The organism is Sphingobium sp. EP60837, from assembly GCF_001658005.1.
Lineage (GTDB): Bacteria > Pseudomonadota > Alphaproteobacteria > Sphingomonadales > Sphingomonadaceae > Sphingobium > Sphingobium tyrosinilyticum.
Map to the genome: position 1 here is coordinate 35,954 of NZ_CP015989.1, position 23,920 is coordinate 59,873.

25 protein-coding genes and 1 pseudogene are annotated in these 23,920 nt (G+C 61.3%); 20 read left to right on the forward strand and 6 right to left on the reverse strand.

All coding sequences use genetic code 11. The features are described from left to right. Positions 1-440: 440 nt before the first annotated feature. Positions 441-3,410 (reverse strand): Tn3 family transposase, encoded by a 2,970-nt coding sequence (locus EP837_RS19535; protein WP_066532466.1) that lies wholly within the window; start codon positions 3,408-3,410, stop codon positions 441-443. Positions 3,411-3,550: 140 nt separating this feature from the next. Here EP837_RS19535 and EP837_RS19540 point away from each other — a divergent pair, with 140 nt between their 5' ends. After that, positions 3,551-4,120, forward strand: coding sequence for a recombinase family protein (locus EP837_RS19540; RefSeq protein ID WP_011607925.1), 570 nt, complete (start codon positions 3,551-3,553; stop codon positions 4,118-4,120). An 84-nt stretch (positions 4,121-4,204) separates the two neighbouring features. Beyond that, a pseudogene (locus EP837_RS19545) lies at positions 4,205-4,414 on the forward strand (peroxidase); the annotation flags it as partial. A gap of 86 nt (positions 4,415-4,500) precedes the next feature. On the opposite strand, the gene EP837_RS19550 reads toward EP837_RS19545, so the two are convergent. Next, positions 4,501-4,881, reverse strand: coding sequence for an ArsR/SmtB family transcription factor (locus EP837_RS19550; protein ID WP_082919881.1), 381 nt, complete (start codon positions 4,879-4,881; stop codon positions 4,501-4,503). Then, positions 4,878-5,549: a peroxiredoxin gene (locus EP837_RS19555; protein WP_156518805.1), complete on the reverse strand. Its 672-nt coding sequence runs from the start codon at positions 5,547-5,549 to the stop codon at positions 4,878-4,880. Before EP837_RS19555 ends, EP837_RS19550 begins: the two co-directional genes overlap by 4 nt. Before the next feature lie 104 nt (positions 5,550-5,653). Here EP837_RS19555 and EP837_RS19560 point away from each other — a divergent pair, with 104 nt between their 5' ends. The 9 genes from EP837_RS19560 to EP837_RS22115 all read left to right on the forward strand — a co-directional run bounded on the left by EP837_RS19560 (position 5,654) and on the right by EP837_RS22115 (position 12,743). Next, complete coding sequence (locus EP837_RS19560) at positions 5,654-6,562, forward strand: MBL fold metallo-hydrolase (protein WP_066532674.1); 909 nt, start codon at positions 5,654-5,656, stop codon at positions 6,560-6,562. Beyond that, positions 6,562-6,993, forward strand: coding sequence for a YeeE/YedE family protein (locus EP837_RS19565; RefSeq protein WP_066532677.1), 432 nt, complete (start codon positions 6,562-6,564; stop codon positions 6,991-6,993). Before EP837_RS19560 ends, EP837_RS19565 begins: the two co-directional genes overlap by 1 nt. Further along, a complete protein-coding gene (locus EP837_RS19570; RefSeq protein ID WP_066532472.1) occupies positions 6,990-7,430 on the forward strand; it encodes a DUF6691 family protein in 441 nt (146 codons plus the stop codon). Before EP837_RS19565 ends, EP837_RS19570 begins: the two co-directional genes overlap by 4 nt. 21 nt (positions 7,431-7,451) lie before the next feature. Next, positions 7,452-9,137, forward strand: coding sequence for a bifunctional protein tyrosine phosphatase family protein/NAD(P)/FAD-dependent oxidoreductase (locus EP837_RS19575; RefSeq protein WP_066532474.1), 1,686 nt, complete (start codon positions 7,452-7,454; stop codon positions 9,135-9,137). A gap of 5 nt (positions 9,138-9,142) precedes the next feature. Then, on the forward strand, positions 9,143-9,919 hold the full coding sequence (locus tag EP837_RS19580) for a sulfite exporter TauE/SafE family protein (protein ID WP_066532679.1): 777 nt from the start codon (positions 9,143-9,145) through the stop codon (positions 9,917-9,919). Positions 9,920-10,076: 157 nt separating this feature from the next. Beyond that, positions 10,077-11,480: a cytochrome ubiquinol oxidase subunit I gene (locus tag EP837_RS19585; protein WP_066532476.1), complete on the forward strand. Its 1,404-nt coding sequence runs from the start codon at positions 10,077-10,079 to the stop codon at positions 11,478-11,480. Between the two features lie 5 nt (positions 11,481-11,485). Continuing rightward, the gene (gene cydB / locus EP837_RS19590; protein ID WP_066532479.1) at positions 11,486-12,493 is read left to right on the forward strand and encodes a cytochrome d ubiquinol oxidase subunit II; all 1,008 of its coding nucleotides are present in this window, start codon (positions 11,486-11,488) and stop codon (positions 12,491-12,493) included. Next, positions 12,388-12,606, forward strand: coding sequence for a DUF2474 domain-containing protein (locus EP837_RS22110; protein ID WP_443019164.1), 219 nt, complete (start codon positions 12,388-12,390; stop codon positions 12,604-12,606). The genes cydB and EP837_RS22110 overlap by 106 nt, the downstream gene beginning before the upstream one ends. Beyond that, complete coding sequence (locus tag EP837_RS22115; protein ID WP_066532480.1) at positions 12,525-12,743, forward strand: hypothetical protein; 219 nt, start codon at positions 12,525-12,527, stop codon at positions 12,741-12,743. The genes EP837_RS22110 and EP837_RS22115 overlap by 82 nt, the downstream gene beginning before the upstream one ends. A gap of 124 nt (positions 12,744-12,867) precedes the next feature. Here EP837_RS22115 and EP837_RS19600 read toward each other — a convergent pair whose 3' ends face one another. From EP837_RS19600 to EP837_RS19610, 3 genes are all read right to left on the reverse strand, one after another. Further along, a complete protein-coding gene (locus tag EP837_RS19600; protein WP_066532482.1) occupies positions 12,868-13,872 on the reverse strand; it encodes an IS30 family transposase in 1,005 nt (334 codons plus the stop codon). Positions 13,873-14,122: 250 nt separating this feature from the next. Continuing rightward, positions 14,123-15,541, reverse strand: a complete 1,419-nt coding sequence (locus tag EP837_RS19605) for an ISNCY family transposase (protein ID WP_066532485.1) — start codon at positions 15,539-15,541, stop codon at positions 14,123-14,125. A 144-nt stretch (positions 15,542-15,685) separates the two neighbouring features. Continuing rightward, a complete protein-coding gene (locus tag EP837_RS19610; RefSeq protein ID WP_066532488.1) occupies positions 15,686-16,252 on the reverse strand; it encodes a hypothetical protein in 567 nt (188 codons plus the stop codon). Positions 16,253-16,516: 264 nt separating this feature from the next. Between EP837_RS19610 and EP837_RS19615 the strand changes: the two genes are divergently transcribed. The 9 genes from EP837_RS19615 (at position 16,517) to EP837_RS19655 (ending at position 23,919) form a co-directional block, all read left to right on the forward strand. Further along, positions 16,517-17,275 (forward strand): autoinducer binding domain-containing protein, encoded by a 759-nt coding sequence (locus EP837_RS19615; RefSeq protein ID WP_066532489.1) that lies wholly within the window; start codon positions 16,517-16,519, stop codon positions 17,273-17,275. Between the two features lie 18 nt (positions 17,276-17,293). Beyond that, positions 17,294-18,040 carry a LuxR family transcriptional regulator gene (locus tag EP837_RS19620; RefSeq protein WP_066532491.1) on the forward strand — a complete coding sequence of 249 codons (747 nt, stop codon included), beginning with the start codon at positions 17,294-17,296 and terminating at the stop codon, positions 18,038-18,040. A 65-nt stretch (positions 18,041-18,105) separates the two neighbouring features. Next, the gene (locus tag EP837_RS19625) at positions 18,106-18,735 is read left to right on the forward strand and encodes an acyl-homoserine-lactone synthase (RefSeq protein WP_225870706.1); all 630 of its coding nucleotides are present in this window, start codon (positions 18,106-18,108) and stop codon (positions 18,733-18,735) included. 17 nt (positions 18,736-18,752) lie between these two features. After that, the gene (locus EP837_RS19630; RefSeq protein WP_066532687.1) at positions 18,753-19,661 is read left to right on the forward strand and encodes a phytanoyl-CoA dioxygenase family protein; all 909 of its coding nucleotides are present in this window, start codon (positions 18,753-18,755) and stop codon (positions 19,659-19,661) included. A gap of 130 nt (positions 19,662-19,791) precedes the next feature. After that, on the forward strand, positions 19,792-20,154 hold the full coding sequence (locus EP837_RS19635) for a hypothetical protein (protein ID WP_066532494.1): 363 nt from the start codon (positions 19,792-19,794) through the stop codon (positions 20,152-20,154). Beyond that, positions 20,151-20,825 carry a lytic transglycosylase domain-containing protein gene (locus EP837_RS19640; RefSeq protein WP_066532496.1) on the forward strand — a complete coding sequence of 225 codons (675 nt, stop codon included), beginning with the start codon at positions 20,151-20,153 and terminating at the stop codon, positions 20,823-20,825. The genes EP837_RS19635 and EP837_RS19640 overlap by 4 nt, the downstream gene beginning before the upstream one ends. Next, positions 20,822-21,163, forward strand: coding sequence for a TrbC/VirB2 family protein (locus EP837_RS19645; protein WP_066532498.1), 342 nt, complete (start codon positions 20,822-20,824; stop codon positions 21,161-21,163). The genes EP837_RS19640 and EP837_RS19645 overlap by 4 nt, the downstream gene beginning before the upstream one ends. 10 nt (positions 21,164-21,173) lie before the next feature. Continuing rightward, positions 21,174-21,509, forward strand: coding sequence for a type IV secretion system protein VirB3 (locus EP837_RS19650; RefSeq protein WP_056769051.1), 336 nt, complete (start codon positions 21,174-21,176; stop codon positions 21,507-21,509). Then, a complete protein-coding gene (locus EP837_RS19655) occupies positions 21,502-23,919 on the forward strand; it encodes a VirB4 family type IV secretion/conjugal transfer ATPase (protein WP_066532501.1) in 2,418 nt (805 codons plus the stop codon). Before EP837_RS19650 ends, EP837_RS19655 begins: the two co-directional genes overlap by 8 nt. Position 23,920 lies beyond the last annotated feature (1 nt).

Here is a 23,920-nt window from a genome sequence, read left to right on the forward strand (position 1 = left end):
CGGCTCTGACCCGCTGGCGAAGCGCGGGATGGGGAGGGGGGAGCAAAATCGATGGGAGTGGTGCGGGCGGCGCGACTAGGGAGGCCCCGGCGCGCGCGAGCGCGCCGGAACTGGCCGAACTTGTCGGGCAACCCGGTCCTGTCGATTATGCTTCGGGAACGAAAGGGCGGGTGCCCTTGGTGTTCCCCCGGTGGCAGCTGCCACCACTGACGGAGCGCGGCCCTGGGCCGCTCAAACTATTGCGGTCGCTTTAAGAAGGAGAACCAGCGGCGGCGTGGGGGCTTTGCGACAATGGGAGGATCGATCTGATCTCCGCCAGCTTCATTCCAGAAGGCTTGCCAGCGTTCTGATTCAGCGCGGAGAGCTGCGGCGCGCTCATCAAGAGGGCATAGCGTGGAAGGTACGCTAAACAACGCTAAGGGAGAACAACCGAGGAACGCTTAGGCGGCGCGGCTGTCCGGCGGAAGATTGAGGGCCTTGCGGCCAGCGGAAGCGGCGGCTCGATCCCAGAGGAAATCGCCGGAAAAGGCAATATGCTCCCAGCCAACCGGCGACGTATGGACAAGCAGATCATCGGGGACCGGGGCCGCTGCCGATCGCAGATGCTGGAGGGCGTCGGCCATGTAGATCGTGTTCCAATAGACGATCGCCGCGATGACTAGGTTGAGGCCTGATGCCCGATATTGTTGAGCTTCATGGCTGCGGTCGATGATGCGGCCCTGGCGGAAGGTGTAGATCGCTTGCGTCAGGGCATGGCGCTGCTCGCTGTTGTTAAGGCCGGCATGGCATCGCCGGCGCAGATCGGGATTTTCAAGCCAGTCCAGCATGAACAGGGTCCGTTCGATCTTGCCGATCTCCTGTAGTGCGACGTCGAGCTGGTTCTGCCGTTCGTAGGCGGCGAGCTTTCGCAGCATGACCGACGGCGCGACGTGGCCAGCCTTGATCGACCCCACGAGGCGCAGCACGTCGTCCCATTGTTCATTGATGATGTCGGTGCGGATACGCTTGCCCAACAACGGGGCGATGGACGGATAGGCCGAAACCGGCGCGATCGGCGCAAGCCGCCTGTCCGGAAAGTCGCGCAGGCGCGGGCAGAAGCGAAATCCCAGCATCGCGCACAGGGCGAAGACATGATCCGTCGCTCCGCCGGTGTCGGTGTAATGCTCGACGATCCTGAGATCGGTGCCATGGCTGATGAGGCCGTCGAGGACATAGGGCGCTTCATGCGTGGCGGCCGAGATCACATTGACGTGGTAGGGCCCGCGCTGATCGGAAACATGGGTGTAGAAGCTGAAGCCATGATCGACGCCATAGCGCGCGTTGATGTCGCCGCCCGATGCGCCGCGCTTCGCGCCCCTGAAGAACTGACCATCGGAACTGGACGTTGTGCCGTCGCCCCATACCCGCGAGAATGGCAGGCGGTGGTGCGCGTTGATGAGGACGGCGAGCGCCGCGCGGTAGCTCTCGTCGCGGATATAGGCGTCATGGGTCCATAGGAGTTGATCGCGCGTGACGCCCTGGCTCGCGGCGGCCATGCGCGACAGGCCGAGATTGGTGGCGTCGGCGAGGATCGTGGCGAGCAGCGCATTTTCATTGGGACATAGCTCGCCGGTGCGCAGGTTGGTGAACGCCGAAAGAAAGCCAGTTTCCTGCGCCACCTCATGTAGCAGTTCGGTGATACGGATGCGTGGCATCATCGCATCGAGCCGGTCGGCCAGGGCTTCGGCGTCGGGCGTTGCGATCGTGCGAACGGGGGATATCTGGAGGCGGCCGTCGCGGTATCGCACACCCTCCAGAGCGTCGCGCTTCAGGCTCCGGGCGAATTTCTTCAGCCGCCAGTCCAGTTCGCGGCCCCGCTGTTCGAGCCATTCGCCGGCTGTGGGTGGCAGACCAAGAGCCGACACGATCGGCTTGGCCTTCGGTTCGCTTAGCAGGTAGCTGTCGAACTGGCGGTATCCCGTCGATCGTTCCACCCAGACATCACCGGAGCGCAGCTTGTTGCGCAGATGCGCGATAGTCGCGATTTCCCAGAGCCGCCGATTGATCTTGCCGTCATCGCCCATGACGATTTTCTGCCATTCCTTGCGGAAGGGCATCGGAGCGTCGGCAGGCAGATCGCGCTTGCCCGACCTATTGAGGTCGCGCAGCATCTCGATAGCGGCAATCGTTTTCGCGCTGCCCTTTCCGGCCCTGAACTGTAGCGCTTCAAGCAGATCAGGGGCGAACTTGCGCAACGTCGCATAGCGGTCGGCCGCGACCCTCAGCGGATCAAGATTGGCGGTTTCCGCGATCGTCGCCACTTCCGGTCTGGCCTTCAGGAGGGTGTGCCATCCTACTGAGGCATCCAGGACCTCCATAGGATCTTCGCCAGTATCGACTGCATCGGTGAGCGCGTCGATCGTCCTGCGGAAGATCAGCATCAGCCGGGCCACGTTCTTCGACGTGGCGGCATAGCTGCGCGCCTGGGCGTTCTTCGCGCGGGTGAAGATGCCGCCGATCAGCTTGTCCGCCATCTCCAGGGCGCTGTCCGTCAGCCGTTCTTCAAGATCGAGCAGGAAGGCAACGAGCGTGGCGCGTCGCCGGGAGGGAATATAGCGCTCGATCATATAGGCAGGCGACGCACGGCCTTCCCTGACATATTGCCGAAATCGGTCCGCGTGGATGCGGCCCGCGACGTCGGGGGAAATGCCGATCTTCCGCACCTGCCTCAGACGGTCGAGGATCTGGCGGACGTGATCGGGCTTGGCCGCGACGGGGATGGTCTTAAGCAAGGCGAGATGGCTCATGCCGCCGGCGGCGTCGAAGAGCTGATCGAGGGCCTGGACCTGTTCGGCGCTGAGATCGGCGATCAGGGCGTGGGCGGCCTGCTTGCGCGCGCGGGCACGTCCCGCGCTGCTGGCGCGTTCGATGGTGGAGATGGACGGCAGCAAAATCCGGGCCTCGCGCAGGGCGGTGACCACGCCCATCGCAATCGTCATCCCCTTGTCGGTCGCCCATGCCGTTCTCGCGGCCGCCTCGACCATGAAGGGAATATCGGCGCGGGTTGGCCCCCGAAGCCCCAAACGCGCCGCCAGCTCACGGGCATGATCCGTCATTGTCTGATCCCGCGCCGCATAGTTGGCCAGCTCGGTTACGTGCAGACCAAGTTGCTCCGCGACGAAAGCGGCGAGATCATGGGGTATTGCTCCCCTGTCCTGTATCAACTGCGCAAGCGTGATGCCCGGGTGCCGCAGGAGCGCGAGTTGCAGCGCCACGCCCAACTGGTTCCGTCGCTCCCGTCGCGCGCCGATGATCTCGATATCGGAAGGCTCGAAGGTATAGAGCCGGGCCAAATGGTCGCGATCGGTCGGGATGGCGAGTATCTGATCGCGTTCGCTCTCGGTCAGGAGTTGATGCTTGCGCTTCGTCATGCCGTTTCCTGTCCACAAAAGGTCATCTGGGCCTATGGACAGCGAGGAGTAAAGAGACATAGTATGTGGACGGATATGGGTGGGGCGCAGCGGCTGCCCTCCATAGCGTCCACAGAACGACCGTTTGGGAGACGTGCGGCATGGGTGATATTCTGGGCTATGCCCGCGTCAGCACCGGCGATCAGGACGTTGCGGGCCAGACCATGCGTCTGGAGAAGGCTGGCGCCATCAAAATCTTCACCGATGTCATTTCAGGTAAGAGCATGGAACGGCCCGGTCTGGCTGAGCTAATCGCCTATGCCCGCAAGGGTGACACGCTGGCGGTGGTCCGCCTCGATCGGCTTGGGCGCTCGCTTGCCGAACTTCTCACCACGGTTGAGACGCTACGCGGTCAGGGCATCGCGCTCCTGAGCCTTGAAGAAAAGATCGACACTTCGTCAGCTGCCGGCGAGCTCATCTTCCATGTGTTTGGGGCCATCGCCCATTTTGAGCGACGGCTGATTTCTGAGCGAACCAGAGATGGTATTGCCGCCGCCCGTGCTAAGGGCAAACAGCCTGGCCGTCAGCCGCTGGACATGTCCAAAGTGGATGCGGCCATCAAGCTGGTCGAAGCTCGTATCTCGCCTACCGAAGCAGCGCGGCAACTCGGCATCGGCCGATCGACCATTTATCGCGAAATGCGTAGGATGGGAATCGAACGGCCCGCCTGATTAAGCGTCCGTCCGTTCGCATCGAGCGTTCGCCATGCGTTCTCGCTTAGCGTTGTTTAGCGTACTTTCCACGCTATGCCCTCGATGAGCGTCGGGCGCAATTTTGACGAGATATTGCGCGTGATCGACGCGCTCCAGCTTGGCGATGCGAAACGGATCGCGACCCCTGCGGACTGGCAAAAAGGCAAGGAAGTGATCATCCCTCCCTCGATCAAGGACGAGGAAGCCCGCACGCTCTTCCCGCAAGGCTGGACCGAGCACCGGCCATATCTACGGACCGTGCTGGTCGACTAAGGCAAAACTCCAGTTGATCAGATGAGTCCATCTGGTTGGAACTGCTTTGAAACACTGCAACTGCGAGGCTTTCGAGCCTCGCAGCGTCACTTGCGCGGCGTGATGCGGGCGAACATCGCGGCACCGCCCCCGGCCTGCATCCGAGCTGCCACGCTGTCGGCACGGGAGATCGCCACCGTTCCCGCAAAGGCATCAAGCAAGGCGCTAACTTCAGCGATACGGGCCTGGTTGATGCGATAGAAAACCAGCTTCGCCTCGCGTCGCGTATGGACAAGGTCGGCCTTTCGCAGAACACCGAGCTGCTGGCTAAGGCCGGGCTGCACGACATTGGCTAACTGCTCGATCTCGCCGACCGAGCGCTCGCCATCAATGAGCGTGCGCAACAGGGAGAGGCGCACCGGATGCGCTAGCGCCCGGAGCAATTCCGCTGCGGCATCGAGATCAAGCGTCGCGATGTCCGCCATCATGCCTGATCCTTGATCGGCGTATAGAACCAGTCGGTGCCGGCGGGCGCGGCCAGCACGTCGGCGACATCGTGGCTCGGGACCGCGAGCAGATCGCCGCCCGGCATCCAGCCTTCCGGCGCCAGCGCCGATCCGTCATGCACACGCTGAAGCGCGGCGACGAGGCGCAACATCTCCTCTACGGAGCGCCCGACGCTCGCCGGGTAGCAGGTCGAGGCCCGCAAAATTCCATCCGGATCGAGGAAATAGGTCGTCCGCACCGCGCTGGCGTCCATCGCGTTTGGGCCGACCATGCCATAGGCGCGCGCGATCTCCAGCGTTGGGTCCTCAATGATCGGGAAGTCCACGACGACATCGAACCGATCGCGGATCGCGCGGATCCAGGCGAGGTGGGAAAACAGGCTGTCGACCGACAGCGCCATCAGTTCGCATCCCAACGCCGCAAACCGGTCATGCGCGCGCGCGATCGACACAAACTCACTGGTGCAGACCGGCGTGAAATCCGCGGGATGCGAAAAGAGCGCAAGCCAGCGCCCTCGGAAATCCGAAAGTGACACCGGGCCACGGGTCGAGCGGGCGGTGAAATCCGGCGCTTCCTCGCCAAGGCGCAACGCGGAACAGGAGGGGAGTTCAGGAGCCAAATCGAACCTTTCATTCATGCTGATCGACATTGTCATCAATCTCGTCGGTTGACGCAACGATAATGCTCGATTATTTGAAACGTGTAACTGAGAAAGTTTGGAGAGTCGAGATGGACCACCCTGATGAGCCGCTCATGCTCGCAACGCAGATTGTGACGGACACCCGGGCCGGCGAAGTGCCCGCGCCGGTCGTGCGCTCGTTTTTTGACGAGCCGACATTTACCGCCAGCTATGTGGTTCATGATCCAGTGACTTGCGCCGCAGCGATTATCGACAGCGTGATGGATTTTGATCCTGCATCAGGCCGAACCAAAAATAGTTCTGCGCAGGCGATCATCGATTATGTCCAGGCGGAAGGGCTCAAAGTCGAATGGCTGCTGGAAACGCATGCCCATGCAGATCATCTGTCTGCCGCGCCGTTCCTCCAGGAAAGGCTCGGCGGCAAGCTCGCGATCGGTCGCGCGATCACGACAGTCCAGAGCGTGTTCGGCAAGATCTTCAACGAAGGCACGCAGTTCGAGCGTGACGGGTCGCAATTCGACAATCTGTTCGATGACGGCGACGGGTTCTCGATCGGTTCGATTCCTGCGGTCGCGCTGCATGTGCCAGGGCATACGCCCGCCGACTTGGCCTATGTGATCGGCGATGCGGTGTTCACCGGCGATACGCTGTTCATGCCGGACTATGGCACCGCTCGCGCGGATTTTCCGGGCGGCGATGCGCGAATGCTTTATCGCTCGATCCGCCGCCTGATGGATTTGCCGCGTGAGACGCGCACTTTCCTTTGCCATGACTACAAAGCGCCGGGCCGCGACGACTTTGTGTGGGAAACCACCATCGGCCAGGAACGCGCTTCCAATGTCCATGTCCACGAAGGCGTAGGCGAGGACGAATTTGTCGAGATGCGCACCCGGCGTGACGCGACGCTAGGGATGCCGCGGCTCATCCTTCCCTCGATACAGGTGAATATGCGCGGCGGGCATCTGCCTGAGCCAGAAGAGAATGGCACGCGCTACCTCAAGCTCCCGCTGGATGTGCTGTGATGCCTGATTATGCGATGCCAGTGCAGGGGCTGATCGGCGGCCTGATGATCGGCACGGCGGCTGCTATCATGCTGCTGGGCGCGGGCCGCATCGCTGGCGTCAGCGGCATGGCAGCGCGGGCGATCGGGCTGGGCGGCGGCGCACCGCGCACGCTCGCGCTGGCATTCATCATCGGCCTGCCTCTCGGCGCGGCACTTGTCGCATGGGCGGCGGGACCGATCCTGTCACGCTTCCCCATGAGCATGGCAACGCTCGCGGTAGCAGGGCTCATCGTCGGCATCGGCACGCGGCTTGGCTCGGGCTGCACGTCCGGTCATGGCGTATGCGGCATGTCGCGCCTGTCTAGGCGATCCATCGTTGCGACCTTTACCTTCATGGCGACCGGCTTCGCGACGGTGGCAATCGTCAATGCGGTCGGGGGCGGCTGGTGATCCGCGGCATGATCGGCCTTGCCTCCGGCCTGCTGTTCGGCGCGGGCCTCGCCGTGTCGGGCATGCTGGACCCCGTGCGGGTCCGCAGCTTCCTCGACCTGTTCGGTGCCTGGGATCCCACCCTTGCCTTCGTCATGGGCGGCGCGATGACCCCCATGGCAATCGCCTGGCTGATCCAGCGGCGGATGGCGGCGCCTGTTGCCGATGCCGATTTTCATCTGCCCGACACCGATCCGGTCACGCCGCGCCTGCTCGGGGGGTCTGCCTTGTTCGGCATCGGATGGGGGCTCGGTGGCCTTTGCCCAGGCCCGGCGCTGGCCGCATTTGCCATCAATCCTCCGGCAGCCGCCGTTTTCACTGCTGCGATGGCGGTCGGCTTCGCGATCGTCTGGGCGCTTGATCGCCCGTCGGGACCGCGAACGCCGGTCCATGCCTGAACTCAGAAAAGGAGAGGTTCGATGATCCCCCATAAGCTCGACGAGAAACTACTCGTTTGCGCCCAGATTACGCCGGAAGATATTGACCAGGTCGCATCTGCTGGCGTCCGTCAGATCATCAACAACCGGCCTGATGGCGAAGAGCCCGGCCAACCCTTCTCGGCCGACCTGAAGGCACAGGCTGAAGCGCTCGGCATTGCCTATCGTCATATTCCCATCAGCGGTGGCAATTTTGACGAGGCATCCGTTACGGACTTTGGCGATGCGCTAGCATATGCCGATGGTCTGACCCTCGCTTTCTGCCGGACAGGCACCCGCGCCACGACGCTTTGGGCATTGTCCCAGGCCGGATCGCGCCCGACCGCCGCCATCCTGAGCGCGGCAAATGCGGCTGGCTATGACCTGTCGCAATTGCGCGGTCGGATCGAGACCGCATCGGCCAGCAGTCCGGATGGCCCCGCGACTGATCGCCCTGCGGCCACCTATGACGTTGTCATTGTCGGCGGCGGCGCAGGCGGCATCGCAACGGCGGCATCGATCCTCAAGCGGGATCCCAAGCTTTCGGTGGCGATCATCGAACCGCGTACCGAACATTATTACCAGCCCGGCTGGACGATGGTCGGTGCAGGCGTGTTCGAACCGAAGTCGACCTGCCATTCGATGGCGTCGGTGATGCCCAAGGGTGTCACCTGGATCAGGGAAGCTGCTCAAAGTTTTCAACCCGAACAGGATCAGGTGACGACCGCAAATGGCAGCGCGATCGGCTACCGCGCGCTGGTCATTGCGCCGGGCAATGTGCTGGATTGGGATGCGATCGACGGGCTGGCGGCAACATTGGGCCAGAATGGCGTGACCTCCAATTATCGCTACGACACAGCGCCCTACACCTGGAACCTGGTGCGCAATCTGCGGGAAGGCGTGGCGCTGTTCACCCAGCCGCCGATGCCCATCAAATGCGCTGGTGCGCCGCAGAAGGCGATGTACCTGTCGTGCGACAACTGGCTTGAACGCGGTGTCCTGAACAACATCGATGTTGCCTTCCACAATGCAGGCGGCGTGCTGTTCGGCGTGAAGGACTATGTGCCCGCACTGATGGGCTATGTCGAGCGGTACGGCATCGACCTCAATTTCGAATCTACCCTGATCGCGGTCGACGGCGGGGCGAAAACTGCGACCTTCCGCGAAAAGGCGGGCGAAGTGACGCGCGCGTTCGACATGATGCATGTAACCCCGCCCCAGATCGCGCCGCGCTTCGTTGCCGACAGCCCGCTGGCGGACAAAGCAGGCTATGTCGAGGTTGATCAGGTGACGATGCGTCACGTCCGCTACTCCAATATCTTCGGCCTTGGCGATGGTGGCTCCACGCCCAATGCCAAGACTGCCGCCGCGGTGCGCAAGCAGGCGCCGATCGTGGCGGTCAATCTGCTCGCCATGCTGAAGGGTGGCGAGCCGGTTGCCGGCTATGATGGCTACGGCTCGTGCCCCCTCACTGTGGAGAAGGGCAAGATCGTGCTTGCCGAGTTCGGCTATGGTGGCAAGCTCATGCCCAGCTTCCCAAAATGGCTGATCGATGGGACGCAGCCGGCCAGGTTATCGTGGCTCCTCAAATCCGAAGCGCTGCCCTGGATTTACTGGAACGGCATGCTCAAGGGTCACGAGTGGCTGGTGGAGCCGCAACCGATCGAACGCGTCCGTCAGGCGGCGTGATCGTCATGCTCGAACCCCTGCAATATGTGCTGGGCTTGCTGTCCGGTTCGCTGGTCGGCTTCTCGCTGGGACTGGTCGGGGGGGGCGGTTCGATCCTGGCCGTGCCGCTGATGGTCTATCTGGTCGGCGTTTCCAGCCCGCACGTCGCCATCGGCACGTCGGCGCTGGCAGTTGCGGTCAACGCTGCAACGGGACTGGCCAGCCATGCACGGGAGCATACTGTCAAATGGCGCTGCGGCGGGATGTATGCTGCGGCAGGCATCCTTGGGGCGCTGGGCGGTTCGACGGTCGGCAAGGCGTTCGACGGGCAGAAACTGCTGTTCCTGTTCGCTCTCGTAATGATCGTGGTCGGGCTACTGATGCTGCGCGGGCGCAAGGCGCTCGGCATACCGGGCGCCCAATGCAATCGTGAGAATGCGCCCAAGGTGCTGGGCTATGGCCTGGGCACCGGTATCTTCTCGGGCTTTTTCGGCATCGGTGGCGGTTTCCTGATCGTCCCTGGCCTCGTCGCATCGACCAGCATGCCAATCATCAACGCGGTCGGAACCAGTCTGGTCGCGGTGACGGCATTCGGCCTGACGACAGCTGCCAACTATGCATTTTCCGGGCTGATCGACTGGGCGCTGGCTGGCGTATTCATCACTGGCGGCATCGCTGGCGGTTTCATTGGCACAATCGTCGCCAAGCGGCTGTCTGGCACCGGGACGTTGACAACGGTGTTCGCGGTGCTGATCTTCGTCGTCGCGGCTTATATGCTCTGGAAGAGCGCGGCGGCCCTGTGACTGCGATCCCCGATAAGGAACGTCGCTGTCAGGCGATCGCCGCGCTGATCGCATCAGGGCAAGGCGTTTGCGCTAGTTGCCGACAAATTGGTATATCCGAAAAGACATTTAATCGCTGGCGGCGCGCACAGCGCGCAGCCTTACCGGAAGACTAAAGATGTTCGACGGACTCGATGCCCTGCTGCTCGCCCGAATCCAGTTCGGGTTCACGGTCAGCTTCCACTTCATCTTTCCGGCCTTTTCGATCGGCCTGGCCAGCTATCTGATGGTCCTGGAGGGACTGTGGCTGAAAACCGGGCGGGACATCTATCTCGACCTGTTTCGCTACTGGGTGAAGATCTTTGCCATCGCTTTCGCCATGGGCGTCGTCTCGGGCATTGTCATGTCTTATCAGTTCGGCACCAACTGGTCTGTCTTCTCGACAAAGGCAGGCCCGGTGATCGGGCCGCTGATGGCCTATGAAGTGCTCACCGCCTTCTTCCTGGAGGCCGGCTTCCTGGGCGTCATGCTGTTCGGCATGTCCAAGGTGGGCAAAGGGCTGCATTTTGCCGCCACCTGCATGGTGGCATTGGGCACTTTCATCTCCGCCTTCTGGATCCTTTCGGTAAACAGCTGGATGCAGACGCCGACCGGCTTCGAGATGGCACCCGATGGCCGTTTCCTGCCGGGAGAATCCTGGCTGGCGATCATCTTCAACCCCAGCTTCCCCTACCGGCTCGTCCATACGGTAATCGCCGCCTATCTCACCACTGCCTTTGTAGTTGGTGCGGTCGGCGCCTGGCATCTGCTGCGCGACCGCGCAAACCTGCATGCGAGAAAGATGTTCAGCATGGCAATGTGGATGGCAGCGATCGTCGCGCCGATCCAGATTTTCGCTGGCGACATGCACGGCCTCAACACGCTGGAGCACCAGCCCGCCAAGGTCATGGCCATGGAGGGGCATTATGAGAGCCACCCGGAAGGTGCGCCCCTGATCCTGTTCGGCATTCCCAACAGTGCGGAGAAGCGCATCGATTATGCCGTGGAGGTTCCCAAGGCTTCGTCGCTGATCCTGAAGCATGATCTGAACGCACCGCTCGCCGGCCTGGACACGATCCCCGATGACCGCGAACCTCCCGTGCCGGTCATCTTCTGGTCGTTCCGCGTGATGGTCGGCATCGGCTTCGCCATGCTGGGCCTTGGTCTGTGGAGCTTGGTCGCGCGGATGCGCAAACGTCTTTACGACTGGTCGTGGCTGCATCGCGTCGCCGTGCTCATGGGGCCATCGGGCTTCGTGGCAGTGATCGCCGGGTGGATCACAACGGAGGTGGGGCGCCAACCCTATACCGTCTATGGCCACATGCTCACGGCCCAAAGCGCGTCGCCTCTCGCCGCGCCTGCGGTCGCTGCCTCGCTGATCGCGTTCGTCATCGTGTATTTCGCAGTCTTCGGTGCGGGCGCATGGTACATTTTGCATCTGATGCACAAGCCGGCCGGGCCGCATGAGCCCGAGCCTGAGCATGTGCCGGTACGCACTGCGGGTATTACGCCTGCGTCTGCCATCGCGACCGGGACGGAGTAAACAAGATGGGTATCAACGTCGATTTGACGGTCGTCTGGGCTTTCATCATCGCCTTTGCCGTATTCATGTACGTTGTCATGGACGGGTTCGATCTGGGCATCGGCATCCTGTTTCCGAGCTTCAAAGTGGGGGAGGAGCGCGATCAGGCGATGAATTCGATCGCGCCGGTGTGGGACGGCAACGAAACATGGCTGGTGCTGGGCGGCGGCGGGCTGTTTGCTGCTTTCCCGCTCGCCTATGGTGTCGTCCTGACTGCGACTTACCCACTTATCATCGCGATGCTTTTGGGGCTCGTTTTTCGTGGCGTGGCGTTTGAATTCCGCTGGCGCGATCCGCGGCACCGTGCGTTATGGGACATCGCGTTCAGCCTGGGCTCGTTCATTGCCGCTTTGGCGCAGGGCGTGACGCTAGGCGCGATCCTCCAAGGCGTTCAGGTCGAAAACCAGGCCTATGCCGGTGGCTGGCTCGACTGGTTGACTCCGTTCAGCCTGTTGACCGGCGCTGGGGTGGTTATCGGCTACGCGCTGCTCGGTGCTGCCTGGCTGATCTGGAAAGTCGAAGGTAGCGCAGAAGCGCATGCCCGCCGGCTGGCGCTGTGGGCGGGGGCAGGCACGCTGGTCGCGATGGCGGCCGTCAGCGCCGCCACCCCGTTCCTGCAGTTCGAATATTGGAAGCGCTGGTTCGACATGCCCGGAGTTCTGGCAACAGCGCAGGTGCCGCTGCTTACCGCGATCGTCGCTTTCCTGTTTTTCCACAAACTGCGCGGCGGGGCCACCGCTGCACCGTTCCTGCTCGCGCTGGCCCTGTTCGCGTTAGGGTTTGTAGGTCTTGGCATCAGCCTATTTCCTTACATCGTGCCCGACAGCATCACCATATGGGATGCCGCCGCGCCCGAGCGGAGCCAGATATTCATGTTGGTAGGGACCGCGATCATCATGCCGGTCATCCTTGCCTATACTGGATGGGCCTATTGGGTCTTTCGTGGCAAAGTTGGCACGCACGGCTATCACTGATGAAGTATACGCCCTTTTGGAAGCGGCTGGGATGGATGGCGCTGATCTGGACCGGGAGCGTTGTTGCGCTCGGTGCAGTATCGATGATTCTGCGCTTCTGGCTGAAGACCTGATTGCCAGCGTGACATCGACAGGCGTCAGTTTTCGCCATAAAGGTCGCGCTGCGAACGATCGATCTCGTCAGCATACCCAAAATCCGTCGATCTTCATCGACAACGGCGAGATCGTCGGCTTTCCTCACGTCGAATGATCTCTAACTTGCGGGAAGTGACATCCCTTAGTTGCGCTGCGCTTTCCATTTGAAGGGCGACTTCCTTGGCAAGCATAACACTTCAGCCAGGGTTGGGGCGAGCCCCAACCCTGGCTGACCAAATTTACCCTGCCCGAAGGATGGCCATCTGCTCGCCCAGCACCTCCTGCGGCGTTCGATAATCGAGGCATTTGCGGGGCGTGTTATTGAGCCGGTCGACCAACTCCTGAAGCTCTTTGTCCGACACCAGCGCAATGTCCGTATCGAGCGGCAGAAAGCGCCGTATCCGGCCGTTGCTGTTTTCGACGCTGCCCTTTTGCCATGGCGCCGATGGCATACAAAAATAGCTGGTCATGCCGAGTTTCTCTCGCAGGGTTAGAAAGGCGGCAAATTCCTTGCCCCTGTCGAAAGTTATGCTTTGGCGAAGGGAAGGGGGCAGGGCCTTCAACTGCCTGTCCATACCCGCCATGACACCGGCCGAGTGACGGCTCGGATTGTGCGTCAGGATCGTAAATCGGCTACGCCGTTCGACCAGCGACGTCAGGTTCGCTTTGCCAAATTCCTGCCGGGAAGCCACCAGGTCGCCTTCCCAATGCCCAAAGCTGGTCTGGCGACCGATTTCCGCAGGCCGCGCCTTGATCGTGTTGGCCAGCGGGATATGAACGCCGCGCGGCTTGCGGGCATAGCGCGGACGTTGTGACCGGCGAGCGCGAGGCAGGAAACGCCACAATCCCTGGTCACGACCTTCGCCGCCATAGACATATTGATAGATCGTTTCGTGGCATATCGAAAGACCGGCCAGGCGATGCCGGCGAACATAACCAGCGATCTGTTCGGGTGACCAGGCCACTGTCAGACGATCCATGATATAGATGGCCAGTTCAGGATGGCGCGCAACTTTGGCGCCGCGCACACGGCGACCCATAGCCTTGGTCTGCGCGATCGTAGGGAAATAGCCGCGGAACAGCGGCTCCTCGTCGAGATGTCGGTTGCGTTTGATCTCGCGATAAAGCGTCGAGGGGTGGCGCCCCAGTTCCATCGCCGCCTCCTTTACGCTTCGCCCAGTCTGCACCAGTCGATATAATATTCGCCGCTCGTCCAATCCGAGTCGATGATATCTGCCCATCATTCGCATTCCTTGAAAAGGGGAAACCCCATAGAAATCCAAGGAATTCGCACTTCAATCTAGAATCCGCCCCTCTACAATCGATATGTTCCTGCCATTTAGAGAAGTCCCTATTTCCGCCATATAGAAATGTCACAGGGTGGGGAACAGCAGGGGCTGCGTGGAGCCATCGACACAGCGCAGCGCAGACCCTGCTGCTGCGCTGACCATGGTGTAGAGAACCCATGGACCCGCTGCCCTGCAGTGGGCCCGGTCATTTCCTCTGCACGAAGGCGAGCGTGCGGCGTTCGCGCAACGCCTCATCACTGAGCCTGGGACCGCGCTTGAGCTTCGAGCCGCCCAGTTTGCGACGGTCGATCTTTGGTGGCGGTTCTGGCTCGGGGAACAGATGCATGGGTTGGTCACGGCGGGCAGGGGCGTCATTGTTGCGTTTGCGATGATGCGGCATGATCGCTTGCATCTGCCGGGCCAGCAGCAACGCTGCGTCCAGATGCTTGTTCTCGACAATGGCAGGCTGGTTCACCTGCCGCATCTTGTCGAACTGACGATAGGGCAGGACATGGCCCTCATGCTCGATCTCCAGTCGGCCGTCGGGATATTCACAGACCGTCACCCGCTTGCGCGCCAGCTTTTCGCTGACATCGTTCGGCTCCAGGATGAACATCGCCTTGTTGTAGTGCAGCGTCAGCGCCGCCGTCACGGTCCGCTGCTCACGCCAGACCATGATCGAGCGCAGATCGTCATGCGGTGCAAGCGGGCGGTGCAGATCGCGGGCATCGAAGGCGGGTCGGGCGAACCGCTCGTTGTGCCTGGCCATATAACTGTCGAGGAAAGCGTTAGCGTCCTCGATCGATGAAATGCCTTCCAGGCGCATCGCTTTCACCAGGCGATCTTGCAAGGTGGCATTGGCCCGTTCGACCCGGCCCTTGGCCTGCGGAGAGTTGGCGCAGATGATCTCGATGTTCAGTGCATCGAGTGCGCGGCCAAAATGCGTCATACCGTCTCCGCGCGCCGCACTGGCCTTGGCATTACGGAAAACACTGTGCTTGTCGGAATAGAACGCCACCGGCTTGCCGTGTCGCTCGATGTACGCGCGGGTCGCCTCCATATAGGCGAAGGTGCTCTCGCTCTCGACCATCCTGAGGTGCATCAGTTCGCTGGTCGCGTCGTCAATATAAACCAGCAATGTGCATTGCGGGCCGCGGTCTTCGAACCACCAATGTTTTGAGCCGTCGATCTGGATCAGTTCGCCCCGACAATCCCGGCGGTAGCGCGGCTGATAGGGGCGAGGACGGCGAGCCTGACGATCCTTCCAAATTCCGGCCTCGATCATCATCTGCCGCAGCTTCTCACGCGAGATCCGGAGATCATGCCGCTCGGCCAAATACTCCGCAGCCAATGTAGGCCCAAAATCATAATAATGGGTCCGAACCAGTGCAACAATCTGATCTCTGATGGCATCATCCAAGCGCCGGTTGCTTGGTCGACCACGGCGGCGTGACAAAAGCCCGGATGATCCATCGTCAAGGTAACGCGTCAGCAGTCGATGGGCGTGGCGGCGGCTGACGCTCATCAGCCTTGCGGCCTCGGTGACGGTCATGCGACCTGAAACCACATGCATCAGCGTCTCGACCCGCGAAAGCTCCTCGGTACTCATACGCAACACCGCCATGCTCAATACCTCCGAACAGCCGGAGGGCACGGTAGCCCAAGTGAGACATCTCTACTTTGCGCGACTGTGACATTTGAACGTTGCTGCTACAATCGACCGGTTTGATAATAACAGTTATGTTAAATTTTGCCAATTCTGGCGCGGTCAGAACGCCAGTTCTGCCTGTCTCGGAACGGCCCTTGGCTGTTCTTGTCGGCCGCGAATCAAGCCGCGCGCGCACCCTGCCAGAACATAGACGGCTTGGCGCTGCGCACCGCGATTGTGATGATCGACACAATAGCCCTGATAGTGCCGCTTGAGCAAGCCAGCGCGTACGAGTTCGGATACCGCCCGGCTGACATTCGTTTTGCCCGACGCCCGCACTTGCTCACGTATGGCGTCGTCAACGACCGCCGTGGCCTGATCGGCATCTGCCGGCAATGCGCCTGATATTTCCAAATCGCTGCGTATCCGCTCTTCCAGAGTAATGCGCCGGGGGTCCCGCTGCCCCATCGGGGTGAGCGCATCGCAAAGCCAGTCGCGCAACGGAATGAGGCCGCCGCCCTTGGCTACCACCGGCCCGGCGCTGCCGTCTGAACGGGAAACTTGGGCAATCAGGTTGAGCACCATGAAGGCATAGCGCGGCCGAGACGAGGACCGCGCAAGCATCTCCAACAAGGACGGCATATCCAGCTGCGGGCGGCCGTCGCCAATGATCGGAGCGTGCAACATAACAGGATTGAATCAAGCACATATGGGGGGTGAAGTGAATCCCCTTTGGCCGCAGATTTCATCATTTTGTCGGCTGTGACACTTTGCCCGGAGGTAAAGTGTCACGCGTGCCCTTTCATCATGGGACCGGGCAACTCCCGCCTAGGACGACATGTGCATTTGTTGCGGGGAGCTGCCAACAGGACGCGTCCGGTCTTGTTTTTCAATGGTTTCGCCGAAGGGTGACTGGACGAAACAGCAATCGAAATGCGAATCGTTCGCACTATGAGCAATCTCGAAGATGCCGGCCGCTTGGGCGATATCACCGCATTTGAAGCCGAATGCCGCCAGGCGACCACGCTCGAACAACTCAAATCCTTGCTCGATGCGATTGTGCGCCAGTTCGGATTCCGCTGGTTCGCATTGGTGCACAATGTCGACCTGAAACGCACCACCCGCAAAGCCCTGCTGATAACCACCTATCCGGCGCGCTGGGTCGAGGAGGTAATAGACGCGCGCCTCCATCTTGACGATCCGGTCCACGTCGCCTGCGCCAAGACCGTCTCCGGGCTCACTTGGGATCATATCGGCGATTATATCTCGCCCAATGCTCGCCAGCGTTCGATCCTTGAACGGGGTCGCGCACATGGACTGGCATCTGGGTTCACCATGCCGATCAGGATGCACGACGAGCCCGACGCGATGTTCACCATAGCGCGCCAAGGCGATGACAAGATTTCAAGACCGGACCTTCTCTCTGCTCGATTGATTGGCACGGTCGCGTTCGACCAGGCCCGAACCCTTCTCGGTCCCGATGAACTGGTAAACGTGCCGATAGCGCTCAGCCCACGCCAGATCGACTGCATTGATCTGGTGGCACAGGGCAAAAGCGACTGGGAAATTGGACAGATTCTGGGTCTAAGCCGCGACACTGTGCACGAATATGTCGAAGGTGCGCGCCGACGTTATGGCGTCCGCCGTCGGACCCAACTCGTGCTACGCGCTGTGCGCGACGGACATCTCAATATTGAGGCTCTCGTGTAGCAAGTAGATCGGCGGCTTATGATCACCTTCGCCGAAGTGCAGGCGTTCTGCACTGTGGCCCGCGCCGCTTCGACACCTCACGCTCTCCTACAGGCTGTCGAAGAGATCACTGCAGCGATGGGTTTCCGGTATTTCGCGCTCGTGCATCACATCGACTTACTGAACCCTGGAAGCACAGTCGTTCGCCTTGTCAGGTATCCAAGAGATTGGGTTGATGCGTTCGAGGAGGGCCGACTGTACGCTGCTGACCCGATCCATCGTGCAAGCCATACGACGACCATAGGTTTCGCCTGGTCGAAGGTTGAGGCCATGATCTCACTCCATCCGCGGGACCACGCGGTATTGGCAGCGGCTCGATCTGCGGGCCTTGGCGACGGATTCACGATCCCTGCGCATGTACCCGGCGAGGTCAACGGTTCCTGTTCCTTTGCCATGCGCGACGGCGAGGAACTCAATGAAGAGCAATTACCGCTCGTCCAGCTTGTCGGCAGCTTCGCGTTCGAAGCCGCCCGCAAGATAGCACGCGCCACGATCGACCCCATCGCGGCCGCGCCACAACTCACCGATCGTCAAATCGAATGCGTCGCGCTGGTCGCACGGGGTAAGACCGATTGGGAAATCGCCAAAATTCTCGGGGTCGGCACCGAAACTGTAACGCAGCATCTCAAAGATGCTCGCGATCGCTACGGCGTAACCAAACGCACGATGCTCGCCATTCGCGCGCTTTTCGATGGCGCCATTAGCTTCACCGATATCCTGCGCTGACCATCCATCCCCAGTTCTGGGGATAACGCAGATCATGACAAGCTGATCGAACGATCGCCTCACAAATGGAGGTGATCATGGTTGTTACAGGAAATGGCATCGAGCAGGCGCTGAGTGGCCGTGTATTCAGATCGATGTTTGAAGAGCGCAAGCGCGTGTTCGTCGATCTACTTGGCTGGGACATCCCCGTTCTGGCCCGTCGCTACGAGATCGATCAGTTCGATGATGATGAAGCTGTCTATATCGTCATCACCGATGAAACCGGCGAGCATGCCGGCTCTGCCCGTCTGCTCCAGACCGACCGGCCGCACATCCTTGATACCATCTTCCCCAATCTGTGCGATGGCGTACCGCCCACCGGCCCGACAGTTCGCGAAATAACCCGCTTCTGCCTGGCGCGCCGACTGAAGGCTCATGAGCGGCTCGCCACGCGCAATCGCCTCGTCTCTGCCCTGGTTGAATACGCCCTTAGCAATGGCATCACGACCTATACTGGCGTTGCCGAATGGGCCTGGTTCCAACAGATCCTCGCGTTCGGATGGGAATGTCTTCCGCTTGGATTGCCGGACAACAACGATCCCCGCGGCCTGTCGGCCATGCGGATCAATATTGCCCCGGATACCCCGCACCTGCTGCGTCAATCCGGCATCTTCGCGCAGATCCATCTGATGAATCTTGATCGCGCCGCGGCATGAAATTCGGGGGACATCGCATGGCTACCAAGCCGCTACCTGTAGCCGAGATCGAGGCCCACGGGTCAATTTACGAAACACTGATGCGCGAAGGCTTCTGCGTGCTTCAAGACATCATGCCCCCCGATATTGTCCAGTTGCTGGCGAGAGATCTGGCTCCGCACTTCGAGGCAACGCCGTTTTGCGAAGGCGGTTTCTACGGCAGCCGCACCAAGAGGTTCGGCAGTCTGCTCAAACGATCGAACCATGTGTCGGCGTTCATCCAGCATCCCCAGATCATGGCGATCGCGCAAGCCGTGCTCGGGCCTTGGTGCGACACAATCCAGCTCAATCTCGCTCAAGCTCTCGAGCTGCATCCCGGCGCACTGCCGCAATTTCCCCATCGCGATCAGGATATGTGGCGGGGCCAGACTGGCGAGGTCGAATATCTCATCAACGTCATGTGGCCGTTCACCGAGTATCGGGCGAATAATGGTACGACCCTGATCTGGCCGCATAGTCACGCCGCAAATGCGCTCAACCCCGAGCCTCCTGAGGATCCGGTGGCCGTGGAATGCAATCCAGGATCTGCGATCATCTTCCTCGGCTCGACCCTTCATGGTGCTGGCGGCAACCAGTCACTGGGTGTGCGTCAAGGCATGATCGTGAGCTATTGCCTCGGATGGCTGAGGCCATATGAAAACCAGTGGTTGGTCTATCCACCCGAAGTAGCACGAACGTTCTCTCCAGATTTGGCCGCATTGGTTGGATACCAGCAACATCGGCCCAATTTGGGGAACTACGAGGGGCGATGCCCATCTCTTCTGCTGGGCGAGGAACGCTCCGAGCATCTCGGCGCGATCGATGCCTTACGTCCAGATCAAACGGCAGCACTTGAGGAATTTATTGAAGAACAACGCCGGGTCCGAGCCGCATCGAGCGAAAACTGATTCCAGCGCGCTCCCCCCTTGTGGGGGGATTGCCCGAAAACGCCGGACCAGGTTCAAAAGAGAGGTGATTTTCAACGGAGAGTAGTCGGCGCATTTTTAATGCAGCGGCGCTGAAAAGCGGAGAAATCAGATGCAGCGCGTGCGCCTTGCCCTTGCCGTTCCGATCGTGGCGATGTCTGCCCAGGCGGCTCCTGCGGTCGCCAACGATCTGGGTTGCCAGGTTTTGCTTTGCCTCTCGAACCCGGGCGGTGCGACCCAGTACCCAGCCTGCGTGCCGCCTATGGTGAAGCTCTGGGAGCGTCTGGCATTGGGCGGTTCGTTCCCCGGCTGCTCCGGTGGCGGCGTTACGAAGACCAAGGTCTATGATCGCGATTCCGCTTCGCGGCGCCGGGTGGTAATGACTTTCATCGACGGGCAACAGCAATCCTATTCGCTTGCGAATATTGAAAGCTTGCCAACGTCTCCCAGCGAACCCGGGACCACGCCACAGTGATCCTCGAGCTCGTAACCGTGGTCGGACTGGCGCAGCAATGCGCACCATCGGTTGCGGTCGAAACGCTTGTGTCGGTCGTCCACACCGAGAGTCATTTCAACCCCTACGCGATCGGCGTGAATGCGAAGGGGGTTGCCGCACCCAATCCCGGCGATCGGGTGTCGGCCGCCGCAGTCGCTCGATCGCTGATCGCCCGCGGCTACAACATCGACCTGGGTCTGGGACAGATCAACAGCGCAAATCTCAGGTGGCTTGGCCTGTCGGTCGAGGACGCCTTCGATCCCTGCCGCAATCTCGCCGCAGCCGCGCGCGTGCTGGCTTCCAACTATCTTAGCGTCGCGCGCTCCAGCCCTTCTACAGAAGCGGCCATCGCGACCGCCCTGTCGATGTACAACACGGGTAGTCGTTCGCGCGGGTTCCGAAACGGCTATGTCGGCCGTGTCTACGCGTCGTCGAGTGTCGTCCTGCCAGCGATCAGGCGTGGAGCGATGCCAGAACCTGCCGCTTCGCCAACGGCAGTGACGCCTGAACCCAAATTTACACAGCCGCCCGCGGGCGTCCGTTCGCCGCGCGTCCAAAACGGATGGGACACCACTGCGGGAGCGCAGACGGCATCATTGATGGTCTTTGGGGGAGCACCCGACAGTTCACCGAAAGGACAAGCCGAATGACTGCATTAGCGACCAATTCCAAGATATGGTTGACACCGCGCTGGCGCACGTTCGCGCAATATCTGGCACTGTTTGTCGCGGTCGTTGTGGTGTCGCTCCTGCTCACCGATCCGGCCCATGCCCAATCAGCCGACGGCATCACGTCGATGGCGGAGAACATAAAGACCTGGCTGACCGGCACTTTTGCGAAGACCATCGCCGTGATCGCGGTCGTCATCGTGGGTTTCATGTTCTTCACCGGACGAGCGAGCCTGGGGCTCCTGGTCACCGTCATCGTCGGCATCTTCATCGTGTTCAGCGCGCAGTGGATCGTCGATACCATCACTGGCGGCGCGTGAGTGCCTTAGGATGGACGACGAAAAACTCAGGGAGGAGACGCTCTTCCTGGCCGTGACCCGGCCGACGATGTGGTTGGGCGTTCCGATCGAAGCGTCGCTGCCAATCGCGCTGGCCGCGTGCTTGACGCTCATCATCACCGGCAACCCGCTTTATGCCTTTGCGCTAGCCGGGGCCTTTCTGGCCATAGCCCGGCTGATCGTGCGGCACGACGCGAACGCCTTCCGCCTCCTCTGGCTCTGGACAATGACAAAGGCACGCTGCCGCAATCGGGGATGGTGGGGCGGTAGCTCCTACTCGCCCCTGCCGATCGATGGGGCGAAACGCCGGGGCTTTGCGCATGGCTAGCCGGGCCAGCTCGTTGGGCGGCGCTGCCGCCCGGACGCCGTGGCGGATCCTCAGACAAGAGGCGGACCCCGCGCGCTACCTCCCCTATGCGCGTCATATCGACGACAACGTCATCGCGCTCGACGGGCGCGACCTCATGATGATGTTCAAGCTCGATGGCCTCGCATTCGAGACCGCCGACCCAATCCACCTCAACGACTGGCACGAAAAGCTCAACGGCACGCTGCGCAACATCGCCGACGACCGTCTGGCGATCTGGACCCATATCGTCCGTCGGCCAATCACGGACTATCCCGAAGGCGAGTTTCGCTCGGCCTTTGCGGCCGATCTCGATGCAAAATACCGCGCGCGGGTGACCGCCAAGCGGATGTTCGTCAACGAGCTCTACCTGACCCTCATCATGCGACCATCGGTCGGATCGGCTGATCGTACCGGCGTGCTGCTTCGACGCCTGGCATCGGCGCGCAAAGAGGGGACCGAGGTCGATGAGGACGAGCTTGCGCGCTTTGAGGACAAGGCGCGTGACATTGAGAAGCTGCTCGCACGCTGCCGGCCCCAACGCCTCCACTTGTACGAGCATAACGGCCTGATGTTCTCGCAGCCGCTTGAGGTGCTCGAACTGGTGATGATGGGCCGCGCCGGCAGGGTGCCCCTGGTCCGCGGCCATCTCGGCTCCGCCATCTACGGGGAACGGGTGATCTTCGGCCGGGAGACGGTCGAGGTGCGGGCGCATGATGCGAGCCGGTTCGTCGGCCTTTTCGGTATCCGTGAATATCCGGCCATGACGCGGCCGGGCCAGATGAACGCGCTTCTCAGCCAAGATTTTGCGTTCGTCGTGACGCAGTCCTTTGCGTTCATGGGCAAGGCTCGGGCCTCGGAGCGCTTGCGCCGTCGCCAGAACCAGATGGCCTCCACCGAGGATGCCGCCGCAAGCCAGGCGCTCGAACTGGCCGACGCGGCCGACGATCTGCAGAGCAATCGCTTTGTCCTGGGCGAACATCATTTCTCGCTCGCGGTTTTCGGTGAAAATCAAAAGCGCCTGGCCGAAAATCTCTCGACTGCACGGGCCGCGCTCGCGGACGCAGGTCTGGTCGCCGCTCGGGAGGGTCCGGCACTGGAGGCCGCCTTCTGGTCGCAGCTTCCGGGCAATTTCGCGTGGCGTGCGCGGCCAGCGGCGATCACGTCACGCAATTTTGCCGCGCTCTCGCCGTTTCACACTTTCCCCGCAGGCAAGCCCGATGGCAATCATTGGGGCGCCGCGATCGCGTTGATGAAGACCGCGGCCCAGTCTCCCTTCTATTTCAACTTTCATGTGAACGATCTTGGCCACACGCTGATCATCGGCCCGTCGGGCGGCGGCAAAACCGTCGTCCAGAATTTCCTGATGGCACAGCTGGAGAAAACCGGCGCGCAGCAGATCTTCATCGACAAGGACCGAGGGGCCGAGATCTATGTGCGGTCATCCGGCGGCACCTATCTGGCACTGCGCAATGGGGTGCCGACCGGGTTTGCGCCACTCCGCGCGCTCGAGCAGACCCCAGGCAACATCGTCTTCCTCGGCAGGCTGATCCGTCATCTGGTGACCCCCTCTGGCACCCAGCTCGGCGTCACGCAGGAGCGGATGATCGACGAGGCCATCCTCTCGATCGGACGCCTTCCCCCGGAGGAGCGGTCCATCCTCGCGCTTCGTCAATTACTCGGACAGCGCGATCCGGAAGGGATAGGCGCGCGGCTTGAGAAATGGTCGCGCGGCGGCGCACTTGGCTGGGTGTTCGACAATGACCGGGACGAGTTGACCCTCGAGGCCCGCTTCATCGGCTTCGACATGACGGATTTCCTCGACAATCCCGAGATCCGCACGCCGCTCATGATGTACATGTTCCACCGGATCGATGCCCTGCTCGATGGCCGCCGCCTCGTGATCGACATCGACGAGTTCTGGAAGGCGCTGGGCGATGATGCCTTCCGCGCCTTCGCGCAGGACGGCCTGAAGACTTACCGGAAGCAGAATGCCTTTCTGGTGTTCGGGACGCAAAGCCCGGCTGACGCTCTGCGATCGGACATCTCGCATAGCATCATGGAGCAGGTCGCCACCAAGATCCTCTTACCCAACCCGCACGGCCGAGAGGTCGATTATATCGACGGACTCGGCCTCACCCGTGCCGAGTTCAAGCTCATCAGAAACGATCTGATTCCCGAAAGTCGGCGGTTTCTGGTCAAGCAGGGTCACGATTCCATCGTGGTGGAACTCGATCTCGGCGGTCTGTCCGACGAGCTGGCCGTCCTCTCGGGCACCACCGAAACCGTCGGAATCCTCGATCAGGTTCGCCGCGAACATGGCGACGATCCTAGCCACTGGCTGCCCGTCTTTCACGAGCGCCGCCGTGCCACCACCAGAAGGAAAGGATAAG

Bases quoted from the DNA above. Each gene is read 5' to 3' on its own strand.
- EP837_RS19615 (WP_066532489.1), top strand. From the start codon at position 16,517: ATGAGCAATCTCGAAGATGCCGGCCGCTTGGGCGATATCACCGCATTT.
- EP837_RS19535 (WP_066532466.1), bottom strand. From the start codon at position 3,410: ATGACGAAGCGCAAGCATCAACTCCTGACCGAGAGCGAACGCGATCAG.
- EP837_RS19610 (WP_066532488.1), bottom strand. From the start codon at position 16,252: ATGTTGCACGCTCCGATCATTGGCGACGGCCGCCCGCAGCTGGATATG.
- EP837_RS19560 (WP_066532674.1), top strand. From the start codon at position 5,654: ATGCTCGCAACGCAGATTGTGACGGACACCCGGGCCGGCGAAGTGCCC.
- EP837_RS19565 (WP_066532677.1), top strand. From the start codon at position 6,562: ATGCCTGATTATGCGATGCCAGTGCAGGGGCTGATCGGCGGCCTGATG.
- EP837_RS22115 (WP_066532480.1), top strand. From the start codon at position 12,525: ATGGATGGCGCTGATCTGGACCGGGAGCGTTGTTGCGCTCGGTGCAGT.
- EP837_RS19540 (WP_011607925.1), top strand. From the start codon at position 3,551: ATGGGTGATATTCTGGGCTATGCCCGCGTCAGCACCGGCGATCAGGAC.
- cydB (WP_066532479.1), top strand. From the start codon at position 11,486: ATGGGTATCAACGTCGATTTGACGGTCGTCTGGGCTTTCATCATCGCC.
- EP837_RS19625 (WP_225870706.1), top strand. From the start codon at position 18,106: ATGGAGGTGATCATGGTTGTTACAGGAAATGGCATCGAGCAGGCGCTG.
- EP837_RS19630 (WP_066532687.1), top strand. From the start codon at position 18,753: ATGGCTACCAAGCCGCTACCTGTAGCCGAGATCGAGGCCCACGGGTCA.
- EP837_RS19550 (WP_082919881.1), bottom strand. From the start codon at position 4,881: ATGATGGCGGACATCGCGACGCTTGATCTCGATGCCGCAGCGGAATTG.
- EP837_RS19605 (WP_066532485.1), bottom strand. From the start codon at position 15,541: ATGGCGGTGTTGCGTATGAGTACCGAGGAGCTTTCGCGGGTCGAGACG.
- EP837_RS19655 (WP_066532501.1), top strand. From the start codon at position 21,502: ATGGCTAGCCGGGCCAGCTCGTTGGGCGGCGCTGCCGCCCGGACGCCG.
- EP837_RS19575 (WP_066532474.1), top strand. From the start codon at position 7,452: ATGATCCCCCATAAGCTCGACGAGAAACTACTCGTTTGCGCCCAGATT.
- EP837_RS19645 (WP_066532498.1), top strand. From the start codon at position 20,822: ATGACTGCATTAGCGACCAATTCCAAGATATGGTTGACACCGCGCTGG.
- EP837_RS19650 (WP_056769051.1), top strand. From the start codon at position 21,174: ATGGACGACGAAAAACTCAGGGAGGAGACGCTCTTCCTGGCCGTGACC.
- EP837_RS19635 (WP_066532494.1), top strand. From the start codon at position 19,792: ATGCAGCGCGTGCGCCTTGCCCTTGCCGTTCCGATCGTGGCGATGTCT.
- EP837_RS19555 (WP_156518805.1), bottom strand. From the start codon at position 5,549: ATGTCGATCAGCATGAATGAAAGGTTCGATTTGGCTCCTGAACTCCCC.
- EP837_RS19620 (WP_066532491.1), top strand. From the start codon at position 17,294: ATGATCACCTTCGCCGAAGTGCAGGCGTTCTGCACTGTGGCCCGCGCC.
- EP837_RS19585 (WP_066532476.1), top strand. From the start codon at position 10,077: ATGTTCGACGGACTCGATGCCCTGCTGCTCGCCCGAATCCAGTTCGGG.
- EP837_RS19600 (WP_066532482.1), bottom strand. From the start codon at position 13,872: ATGATGGGCAGATATCATCGACTCGGATTGGACGAGCGGCGAATATTA.
- EP837_RS19580 (WP_066532679.1), top strand. From the start codon at position 9,143: ATGCTCGAACCCCTGCAATATGTGCTGGGCTTGCTGTCCGGTTCGCTG.